15 protein-coding genes are annotated in these 17682 nt (G+C 68.6%); 9 read left to right on the top strand and 6 right to left on the bottom strand.

Annotated features, from left to right (window positions below; genetic code table 11):
• The first annotated feature begins 16 nt into the window (after positions 1-16).
• The 7 genes from FSW06_RS14070 to FSW06_RS14040 all read left to right on the top strand — a co-directional run bounded on the left by FSW06_RS14070 (position 17) and on the right by FSW06_RS14040 (position 6857).
• The gene (locus FSW06_RS14070) at positions 17-886 is read left to right on the top strand and encodes an alpha/beta fold hydrolase (RefSeq protein ID WP_010119589.1); all 870 of its coding nucleotides are present in this window, start codon (positions 17-19) and stop codon (positions 884-886) included.
• A complete protein-coding gene (locus tag FSW06_RS14065; protein ID WP_010119591.1) occupies positions 886-1749 on the top strand; it encodes an SDR family NAD(P)-dependent oxidoreductase in 864 nt (287 codons plus the stop codon). Before FSW06_RS14070 ends, FSW06_RS14065 begins: the two co-directional genes overlap by 1 nt.
• On the top strand, positions 1746-2105 hold the full coding sequence (locus tag FSW06_RS14060; protein ID WP_010119592.1) for a hypothetical protein: 360 nt from the start codon (positions 1746-1748) through the stop codon (positions 2103-2105). Before FSW06_RS14065 ends, FSW06_RS14060 begins: the two co-directional genes overlap by 4 nt.
• Positions 2106-2107: 2 nt before the next feature.
• Entirely contained in the window at positions 2108-3091 is a 984-nt protein-coding gene (locus tag FSW06_RS14055) for an acetaldehyde dehydrogenase (acetylating) (RefSeq protein ID WP_010119594.1), read from the top strand.
• Entirely contained in the window at positions 3088-4098 is a 1011-nt protein-coding gene (gene dmpG / locus FSW06_RS14050) for a 4-hydroxy-2-oxovalerate aldolase (RefSeq protein ID WP_010119596.1), read from the top strand. Before FSW06_RS14055 ends, dmpG begins: the two co-directional genes overlap by 4 nt.
• A 136-nt stretch (positions 4099-4234) precedes the next feature.
• Positions 4235-5806 carry an acyl-CoA synthetase gene (locus FSW06_RS14045; protein ID WP_010119598.1) on the top strand — a complete coding sequence of 524 codons (1572 nt, stop codon included), beginning with the start codon at positions 4235-4237 and terminating at the stop codon, positions 5804-5806.
• Positions 5807-5861: 55 nt separating this feature from the next.
• A complete protein-coding gene (locus tag FSW06_RS14040) occupies positions 5862-6857 on the top strand; it encodes a VOC family protein (RefSeq protein ID WP_010119600.1) in 996 nt (331 codons plus the stop codon).
• 45 nt (positions 6858-6902) lie between these two features.
• Here FSW06_RS14040 and FSW06_RS14035 read toward each other — a convergent pair whose 3' ends face one another.
• On the bottom strand, positions 6903-7397 hold the full coding sequence (locus FSW06_RS14035) for a DUF3995 domain-containing protein (RefSeq protein ID WP_040429973.1): 495 nt from the start codon (positions 7395-7397) through the stop codon (positions 6903-6905).
• A gap of 66 nt (positions 7398-7463) precedes the next feature.
• On the opposite strand from FSW06_RS14035, the gene FSW06_RS14030 reads away from it, so the two are divergent.
• Positions 7464-8492, top strand: coding sequence for an SMP-30/gluconolactonase/LRE family protein (locus tag FSW06_RS14030; RefSeq protein ID WP_010119604.1), 1029 nt, complete (start codon positions 7464-7466; stop codon positions 8490-8492).
• Positions 8493-8517: 25 nt separating this feature from the next.
• On the opposite strand, the gene FSW06_RS14025 is transcribed toward FSW06_RS14030, so the two are convergent.
• Genes FSW06_RS14025 through FSW06_RS14010 form a run of 4 tightly spaced genes read right to left on the bottom strand, consistent with a single transcriptional unit; the run spans position 8518 to position 13259 of the window.
• Positions 8518-9054 carry a DUF4334 domain-containing protein gene (locus FSW06_RS14025; protein WP_010119606.1) on the bottom strand — a complete coding sequence of 179 codons (537 nt, stop codon included), beginning with the start codon at positions 9052-9054 and terminating at the stop codon, positions 8518-8520.
• A gap of 20 nt (positions 9055-9074) precedes the next feature.
• Positions 9075-10661 (bottom strand): bifunctional phosphoribosylaminoimidazolecarboxamide formyltransferase/IMP cyclohydrolase, encoded by a 1587-nt coding sequence (purH, locus tag FSW06_RS14020; RefSeq protein ID WP_010119608.1) that lies wholly within the window; start codon positions 10659-10661, stop codon positions 9075-9077.
• Positions 10654-11301, bottom strand: a complete 648-nt coding sequence (gene purN / locus FSW06_RS14015; protein ID WP_010119609.1) for a phosphoribosylglycinamide formyltransferase — start codon at positions 11299-11301, stop codon at positions 10654-10656. Before purN ends, purH begins: the two co-directional genes overlap by 8 nt.
• Before the next feature lie 44 nt (positions 11302-11345).
• The gene (locus FSW06_RS14010; protein ID WP_211354173.1) at positions 11346-13259 is read right to left on the bottom strand and encodes a cell division protein PerM; all 1914 of its coding nucleotides are present in this window, start codon (positions 13257-13259) and stop codon (positions 11346-11348) included.
• Between the two features lie 450 nt (positions 13260-13709).
• On the opposite strand from FSW06_RS14010, the gene FSW06_RS14005 reads away from it, so the two are divergent.
• The gene (locus FSW06_RS14005) at positions 13710-14435 is read left to right on the top strand and encodes a M23 family metallopeptidase (protein WP_010119611.1); all 726 of its coding nucleotides are present in this window, start codon (positions 13710-13712) and stop codon (positions 14433-14435) included.
• Between the two features lie 433 nt (positions 14436-14868).
• Here FSW06_RS14005 and FSW06_RS14000 read toward each other — a convergent pair whose 3' ends face one another.
• Positions 14869-17652 (bottom strand): UvrD-helicase domain-containing protein, encoded by a 2784-nt coding sequence (locus FSW06_RS14000; RefSeq protein ID WP_420794963.1) that lies wholly within the window; start codon positions 17650-17652, stop codon positions 14869-14871.
• Positions 17653-17682 lie beyond the last annotated feature (30 nt).

The following is a 17682-nucleotide window of genomic DNA, read 5'->3' as shown; positions in this document are numbered from 1 at the left end:
ACGAAAGGACTTTCCCGTGACCACGGCAACCACCCCTGACATCTCCACCCGCACCATCCGCACCACCCTCGGTGACATCCGGGTCTCCGAGGCCGGGACCGGTATCCCGCTCGTCCTCATGCACGGCGGCGGTCCCGGTGTCAGTGCGCTGGCCAACTACCTCGACAATGTCCCGGCCTTCGCCGACCGGTACCGGGTCATCCTGCCGGACCAGCCCGGTTTCGGCGGCAGCTACCGGCCGACCGCCGAGGACCTGGCGGAACGTTCGATCACCGAGATCACCGTGGACGCCATGTTCCAGGTCCTGACGGAGCTGGGGGTGGACGACTTCCACCTTCTCGGAAACTCCCTGGGCGGGGCCGCTTCCCTGGCTATGGCGATTGACCAACCCGACCGGGTGAAGAAGCTGGTGCTCATGGCACCGGGCGGTGGTTGGCTGCCGATGCTGGCGCCCACCGCCACCGAGGGACAGAAGCAGATGTTCAAGTACTACAACGGTGAGGGCCCCACCCTGGCCAAGATGAAGCAGTTCGTCCGGGTCATGGTCGCCAACGCGAAGAATTTTTCCGAGGAGGACCTGCAGCAGCGGTACGAGGCGTCCCTGGACGAAAGTCACATCGAGTTCTACCACGCCTACAATGCATCCTTCGCCGCCCGCGGCGGGATGGACCCGCTCTGGAAGGACCTCGACAAGATCACGGCGGACACGCTCCTGCTGTGGGGCCGCGATGACCGCACCATCACTCTCGACGGCGCGTTCGCCATGCTCAAGCAGATCCGGAAGGTCCAGTTGCATGTCTTCTCCAGGTGCGGCCACTGGGTGCAGGTCGAGCGCAAGGACCAGTTCGAACTGCTCGTGAACAACTTCCTGGCCGGTGAACTCTGATGGCCGGCCGTCTCGACGGAGACATCGCCTTCATCACCGGTGGAGGTTCCGGCATCGGGCAGGCGGTGGCCCTCCGGTTTCTCAAGGAAGGTGCCGGGGGTGTCGCGGTCTTCGCCCGGACGAGAGAGAAGCTGGAGGCCACGATCGCCGCCGCCGCCGACCTCGGTCCCGGATACGCCGACCGTGTCCTTGCCGTCACCGGTGACGTCCGCAGTGTCCCCGACCTGCAGGCCGCCGTGGCAGCCACTGTCGACCGGTTCGGGAAACTGGACATCCTCGTGCCCAACGCCGGGGTGTGGGACTTCAACCGGTCGCTGACCGCCACCTCCCCCGAAGAGATCGGGGCACTCTACGACGAACTGTTCGACATCAATGTCAAGGGGTACCTTCTCACCTGCTCGGTCGCATGGCCCGAACTGGTCAGGACACGCGGCAACATCGTCATGACGTTGTCGAACGCCTCCTTCTACTCCGCCGGGGGTGGACCCGTGTACACCGCAGCCAAGCACGCCGACCGGGGACTGGTCACCCAACTCGCCTACGAACTGGCCCCGAAGGTCCGGGTCAACGGCGTCGCCGTCGGCGGGTTGCGCACCGACCTGCGTGGTCCGGAATCCGCGGGGTTGGAGAACCGCTCCATCGAGAAGGGTTTCGCCAAGCGGGAGGCCCGCGGCGACGACGTGACCGACAACCGCTGGCTGCCACTGCACGATTCCCCGGTTGACCCGGCCGCGTCCACCGGCCCGTACGTCATGTTCGCCTCCCGCCGGGACGCGGCGACCGTGACAGGGGCCGTCCTCAACGCCGACGGTGGGATGGGTGTCCGCGGTTTCGCGACGGCGGCCGGTGGTGATGACCTGTGACCGGCACCGGCGGCGCCCCCGCCGTTCTGACCCACCGCCGGGCACGGTCCGGCCCGCTCCGCGACGCCTACCCGTCCGGAACCCACGACGAGGAGCTCATCTACACCGGGCGTCCCGAGCCCGACCGGCTGGCCTCGTACACCGCACACCTGCTGCACCTCAACCCCCGCTGCCGCCGGGTCGTACTTCCCGTTCCGGAGCTCGACCTCGATGCCATCGCCTGGGCGGAGTCCGCCGGATTCCGCTACGTCCTCGACGTGGAGACACACGGCGGGTGCTTCTCCCTGCTGGTGACCGAACCCAGGTGGGTTCTCGATCAACCGGCCGTCCTCGACGACATCCCGCTCAAGGAGTAATCATGACCGACATTTCCCCGCAGACACCGACAACTGTCGCCATCATCGGCTCAGGCAACATCGGCACCGACCTCATGCTCAAGATCCGGGAGCTCTCGGACAGTCTCAGAATGGGTGTGATGGTCGGCATCGACCCCGCCTCGGACGGTCTCGCCCGCGCCCGCGAGCTCGGCTACGAAGCCACCGCCGACGGCGTGGAAGGCCTCGTCGCCAGCCCGCTGTTCGACCGGATCGACATCATCTTCGACGCGACCAGCGCAGGTGCCCACCACCACAACGCCGAGGTGCTCGCACCGTACGGTAAGCGGCTGGTGGACCTCACCCCGGCGGCGATCGGCCCGTACGTCGTACCGGCAGTCAACCTCACCACCCATCTCGACGCCCCTGACGTGAACATGGTCACCTGCGGTGGCCAGGCGACCATCCCGGTCATCGCCGCCGTCAACGATGTCACTGACGTCCACTACGCGGAGATCGTCGCCTCGATCTCCTCGAAGTCGGCCGGCCCCGGGACGCGCGCCAACATCGACGAATTCACCGAGACCACCTCTGCCGCCATCGAACAGGTCGGCGGGGCCGCCCGTGGCAAGGCCATCATCGTGCTCAACCCGGCCGACCCGCCCGTCATCATGCGGGACACTGTCCTCATTCTCACTTCCCGGCTGGATACCGCCGCGCAGGACGCGGTCCGCGACGCGGTCGCCGCACGGGTGGCACAGGTATCGGACTACGTCCCCGGTTACCGGTTGAAGCAGGAGGTCCAGTTTTCCGACGTCGACGGGGAGATGGATCTCCTCGTCCCCGCCGACCGGCGACAGGCCGACGGTTACACCCAGGTCACCGTGTTTCTCGAAGTGGAGGGAGCGGCCATGTACCTGCCGGAATACGCGGGAAACCTCGACATCATGACCAGCGCAGCCCTGCGCACCGCCGAACACATCGCCGCGCGGCAGACCGCCGGCACAACCGAGGAGGTCACGGCATGAGCCACACCTACTATCTGCAGGACGTCACGCTGCGCGACGGCATGCACGCCCTGCGCCACCGCATCACCCCGGAACTCGTCGCACAGATCGCCGGAGCGCTCGACGCCGCCGGTGTCGACGCGATCGAGGTCGCTCACGGGGACGGCCTGGCCGGTTCCTCACTGACTTACGGCCCCGGTTCGCACAGCACCTGGGAATGGATCGAGGCGGCCGCCGGCGCGGTGCACGACGCCACCCTCACCACCCTCCTGCTGCCGGGTATCGGAACCATCGACGATCTGCGGCACGCCTACGATCTCGGGGTGCGCTCGGTCCGGGTAGCGACCCACTGCACGGAGGCTGACGTCTCCGCACAACACATCGCCGCCGCCCGTGACCTGGGCATGGATGTCTCGGGGTTCCTCATGATGTCCCACATGAATTCTCCGGAGGGACTCGCCGGTCAGGCGAAACTCATGGAGAGCTACGGGGCACACTGCGTCTATGTCACGGACTCCGCCGGCCGACTGACCATGGACGGGGTCCGCGACCGGATCCGGGCCTACCGTGACGTACTCGATGACGGGACACAGATCGGGATCCACGCCCATCAGAACCTGTCACTGGCGGTCGCCAATTCGGTCGTCGCCGTGGAGGAAGGCGCCTACCGAGTGGACGCCTCCCTCGCAGGTCACGGGGCCGGGGCCGGGAACACCCCGGTGGAACCTTTCGTCGCCGTCGCCCGCCTGCAGGGCTGGGACGCTCCTCAGGATCTTTTCGCCCTGCAGGATGCCGCCGACGATCTCGTCCGGCCGCTGCATGACCGGCCAGTCCAGGTCGACCGGGAGACACTGTCCGTCGGCTACGCCGGCGCCTATTCGAGTTTCCTGCGCCACGCTGAACGGGCGGCACAGACATACGGGCTCGACGCCCGCGACATCCTCACCGAGGTCGGCCGCCGCGGGCTCATCGGCGGTCAGGAGGACATGATCGTCGACGTCGCTCTCGACCTCGTCGCGGTCCGGTAGCACTGATCCAGATACCGCCGGTGTCCAGGCATTTTTCTCTGTTCCGCCCTCCGGAACACCCGCTGCCATCAGCTGACAGGGCACCGGATACTGGATAACAGAGTTCAGCACAGAACATACTGAAGGAGAGAGTGGGATGCATGTAGACATCAGCGCCATCCGGCAGCTGCAGCGCCACGCCGACCTCCACGGCGATGACACGGCCATTGTGTACGAGGACACCGAAGTCCCGTACACCCGGCTGATGGAGATTGTCGGGGAGTTCGCGGCAGCACTGCGCGACGACGGGGTGGGACGCGGCGACCGGGTCGCCTACACCGGATTCAACAGTCTGACCTTCCTGGTCACCTATTTCTCGGCTATCTGGGTCGGAGCCACGTTCGTCCCGCTGAACTTTCGGTTGGTGGGTGACGAAATGCGTGGTGTCCTCCGCGATGCCCGCCCGGATGTCGTCCTCGCGGAACCGGCACAGGCCGGCGCCATCGACGAGTTTCTCAGCACGCTCGCCATCCGCCGGACCCTGTGGGTCGACAATGACCCCTACATCACCGATGCCGCAGCGCCGTCCGAGGCCTGGACACCCTATTCAGTGTTCCTCGCTGACCCCGACGCGACCCGCGAGGTACCGCCGCACGAACCGCAACACGACGACGATCTCGCTGCACTGCTCTACACGTCGGGCAGCACCGGACGCCCCAAGGGCGTGATGCTCACCCACGGTAACCTCTGGTGGGGCTGGAACAACGTCGATTCCGCGGTGGACACCCGGGCCGACGACGTCTCGTTGGCCGTCGCCCCGCTGTTCCACATCGGTGGTCTCAACGCTTTCACACTGCGCACTCTCACCCACGGCGGAACCATCCTGGTGCGACGGAAGTTCGACCCGGCACAGGCACTCCGCGACATCGAAGAGCGACGCGTGACCACGGTCTTCCTCGTCCCCGCAATGCTGTCCGCCATGGCCCGCCAACCTGAGTTCGAGGACACCGACCTCAGCTCACTGCGCGCCACCTGTGTGGCGGCCGCGCCGGTCCCGCCCGAACTTGTCGCCCTCTACGCAGACCGCGATGTCCTCCTCCAGCAGGCGTGGGGCCTCACCGAGACCGCCCCGTTCTCCACCCACCTCGACGAATCCAAGGTCCGGGAGAAACTCGGTTCGTGCGGTACCCCGATGCCCTACACCCGGGTCAAGGTCATGGACCCGGAGACACTCATCGACGTCACCGAGTCCGGTGCAGTCGGTGAACTGTGGGTGCAGGGACCGAACGTCTCCACCGGATACTGGAACAACCCGAAGGCCACCCGACAGGCGTTCACCGATGACGGTTGGTTCCGCACCGGCGACCTGGGCCGCCGTGACGAGGACGGCTACTTCTTCATTGTGGACCGACTCAAGGACATGGTGCTCTCCGGTGGCGAGAACATCTACCCGGCACAGATCGAGAATGCCCTGTTCACCCACCCCGAGGTCGTGGATGTCGCCGTCATCGGCGTCCCCGACGAGAAATGGGGTGAGACCGTGTGCGCCGTCGTCCAGTTCCGGAGTGAGCCCGCCACCCTCGACGAGGTCCGTGAATTCCTGTCCACCCGCATCGCCTCCTACAAACTGCCCCGGGCTCTCGTCGTCACCGACGAGGTCGCCCGCAACGGCAGCGGAAAACTCGACAAGCAGCGCATCCGCCGCGACGTGCTCGCCGGCGCGTCCTGACGGCACCCCCGTTCATCCCCCCAACTCCCCACCCAATCAGCAAAGGACCATCACCATGGCACGACTTCTCGACAGCTACGATCCCGGCCCCCAGGTCGCCCAGTGCGGCGCCATCAACGTCGGCACGAAAGACCTTGAGAAATCCCTCCACTTCTTCCGTGATCTGCTCGGCATGGAGGTCGTGGAACGGATCGGCGACACCGCCTACCTCCGTGGTTACATGGAGCTCACCCATCACTCCCTGGTACTCACCCAGCAGGACGAGAACACCGTCAACACCTACAGTTTCCGGGTGAAGCGTCCACAGGACGTCGAACTGTTCTACGAGGAGCTGCACCGGCAGGAGATCGAGGCTGTCGAAATTGCGGCCGGTACCGAGGCAGGTCGTGGAACCGCGGTCCGCTTCCTGCTCCCCGGCAGCGGGCATCCCGTCGAGCTCTACTACGACATCGACCGGCCGGAGGCGCCGGAGGAGATCCGCTCCAAACTGCCGTCCAACAGTTCCCGTCGCCGTGGTCTGGGTGTGCGTCGAATCGATCACTTCAATGTGCAGACCGCCCGCGAGAACATCAATGAGGCGGAACAGTTCGTCCGCGACACGCTCGGTTTCAAGCGTCGTGAATACCAGCTGCACCGGGATGACGAAACAGTCCTCGCGTCCTGGATGTCCGTCACCCCTCAGGTCCACGATCTGGCGATCGTGGCGAACTCGGAGGGGAAGTCCGGTCGGCTGCATCACATGGCATTCAACCTGGAGAACATGTCCGACATCCTCACCGCTGCCGATGTCCTCGCCGACTTTGACGTCACCTTCGACCTCGGCCCCGGAAAGCACGGTATCGGCCAGGCCATGTACCTCTATGTCCTCGATCCCGGATCCGGGCACCGGGTGGAACTCTATGCCGGCGGTTACCTGATCTTCGATCCGGACTGGCAGCCCATCAAGTGGGAGCGGGAGAAGTTCAAGGACGGTCTCACCTGGTACGGCGACCCGTTCGTCATCGAAGGGGCCATGCGCAGTCTCGCCACCACCCCCTCCGCCGGTCTCTGACACGGCGGACATCCCGGGCATCAGTGTGTGCCCGGGATGACCGTGTCAGTCCCGGAGCTGGGCCCTGCGCCGCGTCCGCCACAGCCCGACGGCCAGCGCCACACCCCAGACGAGGAACAGCGGATCCCACAGCCAGGCGTGGCCGACCATCCCGTCATGGTCGTAGCCGCCGTCGGGCTCCACGACCCCGGACAGCACCAGGTTGCCGGTAACGGTGTTCACCCCGCCCCACAGGATCAGCAGTACCGCCCCCGCCCAACTCACCGCTCGGAGCAGGCGGTGCCAGAGCCTCGTCGTGCCCGACTTCCCCGGCGTCCTGAGCAGCAGCAACGGCAGCAGGGCCGCGAGGATCTTCACCACCCCGACCGGCAGCAGCACCGCCGGATGCTCCTGCCACTGCTCGACGAGATCCTCCCCCAGCGTGTCCACCAGCCAGGCCCCGCCGAACCCCCAGTAGATGCTGACGCCGCTGTGGACCACCCCGGCGACGGCCGCGACCGTGAACGCGGCGCGGGCCGCAACCGGAGCAGGGTTATCCATGTCCACCAGGGTAGCGATTCCCCCGATCCGCTGATTTCCCGGTGGAAATCTTGTTGACTGTCACAGATGAAGCAGACGAAGCCGCCACTGCACCCCGCCCACCGCACCATGCCCACCGCCCCGCCGGTCCCCACCGCCGCACCGTTGACCGGAACCCGCACGATCCCGCTGATCGGCGGCCCGGCCGAGGACGTCATCGTCGACAGTGACGGTGTGCACCTGCTGGCCGGGGTCGACGACGGCGGCGTCCTGCAGATCGACCCGACGACCGGTGCAGCGCGACGGATCACCGACACCGGCGGACGCCCTCTCGGGCTGCTCACCGCCCGCGACGGCGCCCTGCTCATCTGCGACGCCGACCGGGGCCTCCTCCGCCTCGACCGCACCACCGGTGACCTCGCCGTCCTCGTCGGCCAGGCGGAGGCGATCCCGCTGCGGTTCTGCTCGAACGTCACCGAGGAGGCCGACGGCACCCTGTGGATCACCCAGTCCTCCACCCGGTTCGGCTTCGAGCACTACATGGGTGCGGTGCTCGAACACCGCGGCTCCGGCCGCCTGCTGCGCCGCGACCCGGACGGCACCGTGCACGTCGTGCTCACCCACGTCGACTTCCCCAACGGCATTGCCCTGGCACCGGACGGGCAGTCACTGTTCTTCGCCGAGACCACCGGCTACGCCCTGGCCCGGCTGTGGATCCACGGCCCGCGGGCCGGCGAGCTGGAGCGCACGGTCACCAACCACCCCGGGTTCCCGGACAATCTCTCGGAGTTCCGTGCCGACAGTGCCGACAGTGCCGGAAGCACCGCACCCGTCCGCGCCTGGTTCGCCGACGCGCAGCAGCGCAGCGCCCCGCTCGACCTGCTCGGCCGGCTCCCCGGCGTGATCGCCCGGGTGGTGTGGGCGTTGCCGGACGCCCTCGTCCCCCAGCCCCGAGGCCTGGTCCAGGTCACCGCGGTGGACGGTGACGGCACCCCGGTGCGCACTGTCCGCGGCACCGTCCCCGGATTCGACAACGCCACCGGCGCCGTCGAGCTCGACGGGGTGCTGTACCTGGCGAGCAAGGACCATCCGTGCCTGCTCGCCGTGGACCTGTGACCCGGCCCGGGTTCACTCCCGACAGTCACTCCCGGTGCAGGACGAAGATGAACGGCCGGTCCAGCGCCCGGTAGTCCATCGCACCCATGAGGGTGTCGTCGTCGACCCTGCGGAAGTGGTCATTGACCGGCAGCGCGTCGTAGATCATCGTGCCGGAGACCACGCCCCGGTACTCCACCATCCGGAGCCGGGCCGCGGGTTTCCCGGTCCGCAGCAACGGCATGAGCGCCCGGACCGGCCCACCGGCCCGGACCCGGCGCAGCAGCGGCGCCGCCCGCATCGCCGTACGCATCGGCACCAGTGCCGGATTCACGGCGAACAGCCCGCGGCGCCCCGCCATGACCAGCGGGTGAGCGTCCTCGGCGGAACGGTAGCGCTTGCCGTGCCAGCCGGAGAGTTCGAGGACGCCGTCCAGCGGGTTGCCGGTCGCCACCCCGGCCCCGTGCCAGTCGCCCAGCATGTCGGCCACCGTCACCGGCGGCAGGGAATCGAAGAGCGCCAGGGCACTGTCAGTGTCAGTGCCCCGGCGCTCCATCGTGCGCAGTTCGGCGACGGCATCCATGGCCGCCACCGTAGCGGAAACTAGTGCGCGAAGTGACGCTCACCGGTGAGGTACATCGTCACGCCGGCCTTCACGGCCGCGTCGATGACCTCCTGGTCGCGCACCGACCCACCGGGCTGGACGACGGCCTTCACACCGGCCTCGGCCAGTGCCTCGAAACCGTCGGCGAACGGGAAGAACGCGTCGGAGGCCGCGACGGCACCCACCGCGCGCTGCTCGTCGCCGGCGAGGGTGTTCGCCCGCTGGACGGCGATCTTCGCCGAGTCGACACGGTTGACCTGGCCCATGCCCACGCCCACGGTGGCGCCGTCCTTGGCCAGCAGAATCGCGTTGGACTTCACGGCACGCACCGTGGTCCAGGCGAACCGCAGGTCGGCGAGGGTCTGCTCGTCGGCGGCCTCGCCGGCGGCCAGCGTCCAGTTCGCCGGGTCGTCGCCGGAGGCGTCGACCAGGTCACGCTGCTGGACGAGCAGGCCACCGGAGATTTCCTTGTGGTCCACGGCGCCCTCGCGCACCGGGGCGTCCGTGCGCAGGATGCGGATGTTCTTCTTGCGGCTGAGCACCTCGACCGCGCCGTCCTCGTAGGACGGGGCGATGATGACCTCGGTGAAGATGCCGGCGACCTGCTCGGCCATCTCCACGGAGACCTCACGGTTGACGGCGATCACTCCGCCGTACGCGGAGACCGGGTCACAGGCGTGGGCGGCGCGGTGCGCGGTGGCGACATCGGCGGCGACGGCGATACCGCAGGGGTTCGCGTGCTTGATGATGGCCACGCAGGGCTCACTGTGGTCCCAGGTGGCGCGCCAGGCGGCGTCCGCGTCGGTGTAGTTGTTGTAGCTCATCGCCTTGCCGTGGAACTGCTCGGCGTTGGCCAGACCACCGGTGGCGCCCGGGGTGGTGTACACCGCGGCGGCCTGGTGCGGGTTCTCGCCGTAGCGCAGCGTGTGGGCCCGCTCGTGGACCTCACCGATCCACTCGGGGAACTGCTCGTACTCGCCCTCGGCGGTCTGCTGCGTCAGCCAGGTCGCGACCGCGACGTCGTAGGACGCCGTGTGGCGGAACGCCTGGGTGGCGAGCAGCCGGCGCTCGGCGAGGGTGTAGCCACCCTCCTTGGCGGCGGCGACGACATTGCCGTACTCGGCCGGGTCGGTGACGACCGCGACGGAGGGGTGGTTCTTCGCCGCCGCGCGGACCATCGAGGGGCCGCCGATGTCGATCTGCTCCACGCAGGCGTCGAAGTCCGCCCCGGAGGCGACCGTGTCGGTGAACGGGTAGAGGTTCACGATGACGAGCTGGAACGGCTCCACACCCAGTTCCTCGAGCTGGGCGAGGTGCTCCGGCTTGCGGGTGTCGGCGAGGATGCCGGCGTGGACGCGCGGGTGCAGCGTCTTCACCCGGCCCTCGAGACACTCCGGGAACCCGGTGAGGTCCTCGACCGGGGTGACCGGGACGCCGGCGTCCGCGATGCGGGTCGCGGTGGACCCGGTGGAGACGATCTGGACACCCGCCTCATGGAGCCCGGTGGCGAGCTCCTCCAGTCCGGTCTTGTCGTAGACGCTGATGAGAGCGCGCCTGATGGGCTTGCGGGAGTCGTTGTCAGTCATTGATCCAGGCCTTTCGTCCGTCGATGGTGTAGCCGCTCCGGGCCGTCCGGTGGAGCACGTCGACGATGAGGCGCCGCTCCACGGTCTTGATCCGTTCGTGCAGGGTCCCGCGGGTGTCTCCGCGGTGCACCGGCACCGCCTGCTGAGCGAGGATCGGGCCGGTGTCCACACCGTCGTCGACGAGGTGGACCGTAGACCCGGTGAGTGCGACCCCGTAGTCGAGGGCGTCCTCGACGGCGTGGGCCCCGGGGAACGCGGGGAGCAGTGCGGGGTGGGTGTTGAAGATGCGGCCGCGGAACCGACCGACGACCTCGGGCCCGAGAATGCGCATGAAGCCGGCGCTGACCACGACATCGGGGGTGTGGGCCGCGATGGCCTCCGCCAGCCGACGGTTCCAGTCGGACCGGTCGTCGCCGCGGGTGTACTCCACGAGGAACGTGGGGATTCCGGCGGACGCCGCCCGGTCGAGGACCCGGCAGTTCCGGTCGGAGCCGACGGCGACGATCTTCACGGTGGAATCGAGGCCGTCGATCAGCGACTGCAGCAACGTTCCCTCACCGGATCCGAGGACGACGATGCGCAGCGGCTGACCGGGTTCCGGGATGACCGGGACAACCGGGGACGCCGTCGACGTCGACACGGGGATGGACTCTGGGGGAACCGCCTCACTCACGGTGATCCACCTTACCGGTCGCCCGTGCCGTCGCCGTCGTCGGCGTCCTCCTCGGCCTCTGATCCGGTGCCCGGCTCGCTGTGCGGCTCGGCGCCGGACTCGGTGTCGGGCTCGGTGTCCGGCTCAGTGTCCGGCTCCTCTGTGCCGTGCGCGTCGGTGTCCTCGGCGGCGTCCTCGTCCGTGTCCTCGCCGTCAGGCTCGTCCCCGGCGTCGGTGTCGGCTCCGGTCTCCGCCTCGTCGTCGGTGTCTGCCTCAGCTTCCGCAGCCTCAGAATCCCCGGCGTCGTCAGCGTCTCCGGCATCCTCTGCCTCAACCTCTGCAGCCTCAGCGTTCCCGGCATCATCGCCGTCTTCGGCGTCTTCACCGGCTTCGGCGTCAGCGTCCGTCTCGGCCTCAACGTCGGCCTCAACGCCGTCATCTCCACCGTCGCCGTCCTCGACCGTCTCCGGGATGTCGGCGGCGGTCTCGGTGACGCTGCGTCCCACGCGGGCGATCCACAACAGCACGATGACGGTGGGCACCAGGAGCCATCCGAGGAAGAGCAGCGGAGTCAGCCACAGCAGCGCGCCGACACCACCGAAGTAACCGAGGGTTCCGCCACCGGCCCAGGCCAGCAGGAACCCGATCACCGCGGCGGCCACTCCCCCGCCGACCGCGGTCCACAGCGGTGCCTCCACATAGGACCGGCCCCGCAGGTACAGGTACACGGTACCGATCGCCAGAACCGCGGGAACCACCAGCAGCACCGGGGCGAACCGCAGGTCACCGTTGGGCATCGCGGCCAGCAGCGGCAGCGGCGGCAGGTTGGCGTTGGTGACTGCGAACAGGGACGCCGAAGCATCCCCGACGTGCATCTCGCCGCCCATGAGCACCGCCGCGCCACCGACCGCGAGGTTCGGGAGGTACAGCAGGCTGAGCAAGGTCAGGCCCAGCGCACCGGCCGCACCACCGGAGATGTCGTAGGCGGCCGACACCCCACCGGTGTTGAGCAGCAGCTGGACGATGACCGCCACCGCACCCGCCGCCAGGAGGACGCCACTGAACCGGCCGGCGAGCAGCACGGACTCGACCGGCCAGGTGGGCAGTCCCCGGCGCAGCAGCAGCGCACGCCAGATCCGGGGCCCCAGACCGACGATGAAGACCACACCGTTGAAGACCACGGTCGTCAACAGGGCGACCAGGATGTTCGGCGGTGAGACGTCGAAGACATGCGAGGCGTCCCACAGCATCAGCCATGCGATCACGGTGACCACGGCGGGGACGATGACGGCCAGGGCACCGAAGGCCCGGATGTCCCGGACGCTGATCCGGTTCCCGCACGCACTACGGACCCGGCGGGCGTGCCCGAACAGGATGAGCAGTGCCGGCAGGAGCGGAGCGACGCCCAGGACCGAGCCGGAGAAGTTCACCGGGGCGAGGTTCACCAGCATCCAGAACGAGCCGATCATCGCGGGAACGGCCCGCAGTGATCCGCCGACCCCGATGACCACGGCGACGGCGCAGATCAGGGCGAGAGTCACCGCATGGTTGATGACGACCGTCGGCAGGAAACGGCGGATGTGGGGACCCCAGATCTCCCACCAGTCGGCGACCCGGCCGCGGAATCCGGACCGGGGCCGCCGGGGGGCGGGTGAGGCGGACCGGGGGCGGTCGGGGGCTCCTGCGGTCTCCGCATCGGGGACGGGGACGCCGCGGGCCTGCCGGGCACCGTGGTCACGCGACGCCGGGGCCCCGTGGGCGCCGTCGACGAAGCCCTCGTTACCCCGGGCGCGACCGGCACTGCGGCGACTCAGCCGCTCCTGCGCCGCCTCGCGCTGTTCACGGCGGCTGGCGTTCGGGTCGATGTAGGTGCCGGTGCGCCGTCGACGAGGTTCCGGTCCACGACTGTTCCGCTGGGACCGGCCACCATGACGCTGCGACTCCATGTTCACCTGACCCATTGTGCCCAAGACACCCCTCCCCTTTCACAGTGGACACGCCGACAGTGGCTCCGCGGCACGTCAGGACGCCGCCTGCGGGGCCGACGACCTCCCGATGACCTCCCGGTGAGGTCACGGCGCAGCTCCTGCCTGTCACGGCGCATGCCGGTGTGTCACGGCGCACCCCTGTGTGATCCGGGGGAGGTCCGTTACACCCGGGTTTTCCGGCCACCCCCGCGCTTCCCACCCGGAATGGCTGTCACCTGCCCGTTCGCAAACCGTCAACCCCCGGTTGACCCCCCGTTCATGACCGCGATCGATACCTTTTCGTGATCTTTTCGCCGAATGGCTTGCCCGGCATGTCACGGACCGTTACTGTTTTCCACTGTCAGATAACGATACGGTTACGAAGTCCACGTCGTAGCCGGGACCTACTTGATGGAGACAGTGCAGCGGATGACTACTGAAGCACAGCGCAGCGGAACCCACCGGCGCATCGACACCACAGCCAAGCGGCGTATCGCCTTCGCCGCCGTCGCAGTCACCGGTGTCGCAGCAGCCGGAGCAACCGGTGCGGGTGCGGCTACCGTCCAGAAGTCCGGCGACAGCCAGAAGATCGCCCTGGCCGCCGACTCCCAGAACCTGGCCCAGGGTGCCGGCGTCCCCGACGTCCAGGCCGCCGCCCAGGTCCTGTCGGTCCCGCAGAGCCAGCAGATCTCCGATCTCGCCGGCCAGCTCGACAGCGCCGTGCAGTTCGCCCAGCAGCGGGTCACCGCCGACCTGCAGTCCCGCGCCCCGGAGACGGTCAAGCCGACCGACGGCACCTACACCTCCGGTTTCGAGGTCCGCTGGGGCACCATGCACAAGGGCATCGACCTCGCCGCCCCGCTGGGCACCCCGATCGTCGCCGCCCAGAAGGGCACCGTCATCGACGCCGGCCCGGCCTCCGGCTTCGGCAACTGGGTCCGCATCAAGCACGATGACGGCACCATCACCGTCTACGGTCACATGCAGACCATCGACGTCACCGTCGGCCAGCAGGTCACCGCCGGCCAGAAGATCGCCGGTGTCGGCTCCGAGGGCTTCTCCACCGGCCCGCACTGCCACTTCGAGGTCTACCCCGACGGCGTCAACGCCATCGACCCCGTCGGCTGGCTCGCCGACCGCGGCATCAACGTCTAGAGCCGTTCCCCCTCCCCGTCCCACCGCAGCGGACGGACCACACCACAGCACCGGGCCCCGTCAGCCCGGTGCTGTGGTGTTTCTGCAGTCTTGTGGTGTTTCTGCAGTCTGCAGCCGGAGTTCCCTCCGCCTCGCCCCGGTCACCCCACGGTCACCCCACGGTCACCCCACGACCACCCCACGGTCACCCCACGACCACCCCACGGTCCACTCCACGGTCCACCCCACGGTCCGCCGGTGATGACCCCGGTGGCAGCGCATCTGTCGGAACGGCAGGCCAAAAGTGCCGCGAAGCCCCGGGTGAACGCCGTTTTGGCCTGCCGCCACGACAGATGGCCTGCCAGCCTGCAGCTGCCAGCGCGACGGATGGCCTGCCGGCACGACAGATGACCTGCCGGCGTGACAGATGCGCTGCCTGCTGCCGACTCCCGGCCTACAGCTTCTCCATCGGCACGCCGCCGATGAGCATCAGCCGCACCGTCCCGCTCGCACCGAAGTCGATCATCACGGTGGTCCGGGGTCCGCTCCCGTCGACGCTCTTCACGGTCCCCAACCCGTACTTGTCGTGGTTGACCCGGTCACCGACCTCCAGGTGCAGATCCTTGTTGCTGTGCTTCGGCGCCGCAGGGGCCTGCCGCTTCGGAGCGGTGCGACGCGCCTGGCCCCGGGAACCGTGCCCGTCGAAACCACCGGACCAGCCACCCCCGAAACTCGTCCCGTCGGCGTAACCGCCGGAGCCGCCGCCCCACGACGGGGTGGGCTCCTCGCGGATCCAGTCGATGAGGTTCCCGGGGATCTCCGAGAGGAACCGCGACGGCGGATTGTTCGCCGGAGTGCCCCACGACGACCGTGTCATCGCCCGGGTGAGGTACAGCCGCTTGCGGGCACGCGTGATGCCCACGTAGGCCAGACGCCGTTCCTCGGCGAGTTCGGTGGGATCGCCGAGTGCCCGCTGGTGCGGGAACTGACCGTCCTCCCATCCGGTGAGGAACACCACCGGGAACTCGAGTCCCTTGGCGGTGTGCAGGGTCATCAGGGTCACGAGGTCCTGTTCCTCGGCGGGGATCTGGTCGGCGTCGGCGACGAGACTGACCCGTTCCAGGAAGGCCTGCAGGCTGCCCGGCTCCGGTTCCCCTTCGGCGAGCACCGCCTCGGCCGCCGCCTCCGCCGCCGCCTCCGCCGCAGCACCATCGGCGCCGTCAGCACCGTCGGCACCGTCGGCACCGGCAGCGGTCCCCTCGCCACCGGTCGTGTCGTCCGCCCCGGCACGGTCGGGCATCGCGTCATAGGCCGCGACGTTGACCGCCTCCTGCGAGAACTCGTGACCGACCGAGACCAGCTCGTTGAGGTTGTCGAGACGCGCCCCGTCCTGCGGATCGTTCGAGGTCTCCAGCGACGTGACATAACCCGTCCGGTCGAGGACGTCCCGGACGAGGGCGCCGAGATCCGGCAGTCCCAGTGAACTGCCGTCCGAGGCGGTCATGACATGACTGTCGGCGTCCGCACGCAGTCCGTCCATGAGCTCGAGGAACCCGGCGATGCCGTTGCGGCCACGCCCGCTCAGCCCGGGGACCTCGCCGGCGGCTGCGGCGCGCAGCCCCCCGGCGAAACTCAGTCCCATGTTCTCGGCGTGGACGGTGACCTGGGCCAGCGCCCGGTCGCCGATACCGCGCCGCGGGGTGTTGATGATCCGTCGCAGCGCCATCGTGTCCTCGGGATTGTCGAGGACCTTGAGGTAGGCGACGATGTCGCGGATCTCCCGGCGCTCGTAGAACCGGGTCCCGCCGACGACCTTGTAGGGCACCCCGGAGCGCACCAGCATGTCCTCGATGACACGGGAGGCGTTGTTGGTGCGGTACATCACCGCGATGTCGCCGTAGCCCGCCTCACCCTCGTCGACGAGCTGGTCGATGGTCTGCGTGATGAACCGCGCCTCGTCATGCTCGTTGTCGGCGACGTAACCGCCGATGAGGGGGCCGTCGCCCTGGTCGGTCCAGAGATTCTTCTCGCGGCGTCCGGAGTTCTTCGAGATGACCGCGTTCGCCGCCGACAGGATGTTCTGGGTCGACCGGTAGTTCTGTTCGAGCAGGATGGTGCGGGCGTGCGGGTAGTCCCGTTCGAACTCCTCGATGTTGCGGATCGTCGCGCCGCGGAAGGCGTAGATCGACTGGTCGGCGTCACCGACGACGCACAGCTCACCGGCTCGCTCGTCCTCGCCGACGAGGGTGCGGACCAGCACGTACTGGGCGTGGTTGGTGTCCTGGTACTCGTCGACGAGGACGTGGCGGAACCGGCGCCGGTAGTGCTCCGCCACCGCCGGATTGGCCTGCAGCAGGGCGACGACCTCCCCGATGAGGTCGTCGAAGTCGACGGCGTTGGCCGAGCGCAGCCGGGCCTGGTAGTCGCCGAAGACCAGTGCGATCTGCTCCCGGTGCCGGTTGCTGTCCTCGGTCGCCTCGCGCAGCGCCTCCTCGGGCCCCTGCAGTTCGTTCTTCCAGCCGGAGATGACGTTGAGCACCGCGCGCGGCGCGAATTCCTTGCTGTCGAGCCCACGGTCCTTGAGGATCATCGTGACCAGACGCTTCATGTCGTCCGAGTCGTAGATCGTGAAGTTCGTGTTCAGACCGTCGACCAGCTGCGCGTTCGCCCGCAGGATCCGCACGCACACCGAGTGGAAGGTGGCGATCCACATCCGCTCGGCGACCGGGCCGACAAGGTCGGTGATCCGTTCCCGCATCTCCGCGGCGGCCTTGTTGGTGAACGTGATCGCCAGCACCTGCCAGGGCGCCACACCGTGGGCCAGCAGCCAGGCGATCCGGCGGGTGAGCACGCTGGTCTTGCCCGATCCGGCGCCGGCCACGATGAGCAGCGGCGACCCGGTGTGGACCACGGCCTCGCGCTGGGCGGGGTTGAGGCCGGCGAGCAGCTGCTCCTCCCCTGCACCGGGGGCGGGACGCCCCGGGGCGCCCGTCGCGTCGCCGGTGCCCGCTGTGGCGTCCGGACGCATCGACCGGGGCCGGATCGCCGGGGTGCTCGGCAGCGGCGCCAGGTGCGCGGTGGCGGCGTCGAATTCCCGGAGTACCACGTCGGCGTCCTCCGGGGGCAGGTCCTCCTCCGGCGGCGGCGCCCACTGCGCCGCATCGTCGGCGCCCCCGGGGAAGTCGGGTTCGACCGGGAACTCCGGACCGTCGGCGAAGGGGATCTGCGGCTCGGACATGCCGGGGTTCACGCTGCTGTGCTCCTCACT

Origin of the sequence: Corynebacterium nuruki S6-4, from assembly GCF_007970465.1 — a bacterium.
Lineage (GTDB): Bacteria > Actinomycetota > Actinomycetes > Mycobacteriales > Mycobacteriaceae > Corynebacterium > Corynebacterium nuruki.
The sequence above is the reverse complement of the archived record's forward strand: the minus strand, read 5'-3'. Positions and strand labels throughout refer to the sequence as shown.

Bases quoted from the DNA above. Each gene is read 5' to 3' on its own strand.
- dmpG (WP_010119596.1), top strand. From the start codon at position 3,088: ATGAGCCACACCTACTATCTGCAGGACGTCACGCTGCGCGACGGCATG.
- FSW06_RS14040 (WP_010119600.1), top strand. From the start codon at position 5,862: ATGGCACGACTTCTCGACAGCTACGATCCCGGCCCCCAGGTCGCCCAG.
- purH (WP_010119608.1), bottom strand. From the start codon at position 10,661: ATGACTGACAACGACTCCCGCAAGCCCATCAGGCGCGCTCTCATCAGC.
- FSW06_RS14030 (WP_010119604.1), top strand. From the start codon at position 7,464: ATGAAGCAGACGAAGCCGCCACTGCACCCCGCCCACCGCACCATGCCC.
- FSW06_RS14010 (WP_211354173.1), bottom strand. From the start codon at position 13,259: ATGGAGTCGCAGCGTCATGGTGGCCGGTCCCAGCGGAACAGTCGTGGA.
- FSW06_RS14005 (WP_010119611.1), top strand. From the start codon at position 13,710: ATGACTACTGAAGCACAGCGCAGCGGAACCCACCGGCGCATCGACACC.
- FSW06_RS14065 (WP_010119591.1), top strand. From the start codon at position 886: ATGGCCGGCCGTCTCGACGGAGACATCGCCTTCATCACCGGTGGAGGT.
- FSW06_RS14000 (WP_420794963.1), bottom strand. From the start codon at position 17,652: ATGTCCGAGCCGCAGATCCCCTTCGCCGACGGTCCGGAGTTCCCGGTC.
- FSW06_RS14045 (WP_010119598.1), top strand. From the start codon at position 4,235: ATGCATGTAGACATCAGCGCCATCCGGCAGCTGCAGCGCCACGCCGAC.
- FSW06_RS14025 (WP_010119606.1), bottom strand. From the start codon at position 9,054: ATGGATGCCGTCGCCGAACTGCGCACGATGGAGCGCCGGGGCACTGAC.
- FSW06_RS14055 (WP_010119594.1), top strand. From the start codon at position 2,108: ATGACCGACATTTCCCCGCAGACACCGACAACTGTCGCCATCATCGGC.
- FSW06_RS14035 (WP_040429973.1), bottom strand. From the start codon at position 7,397: ATGGATAACCCTGCTCCGGTTGCGGCCCGCGCCGCGTTCACGGTCGCG.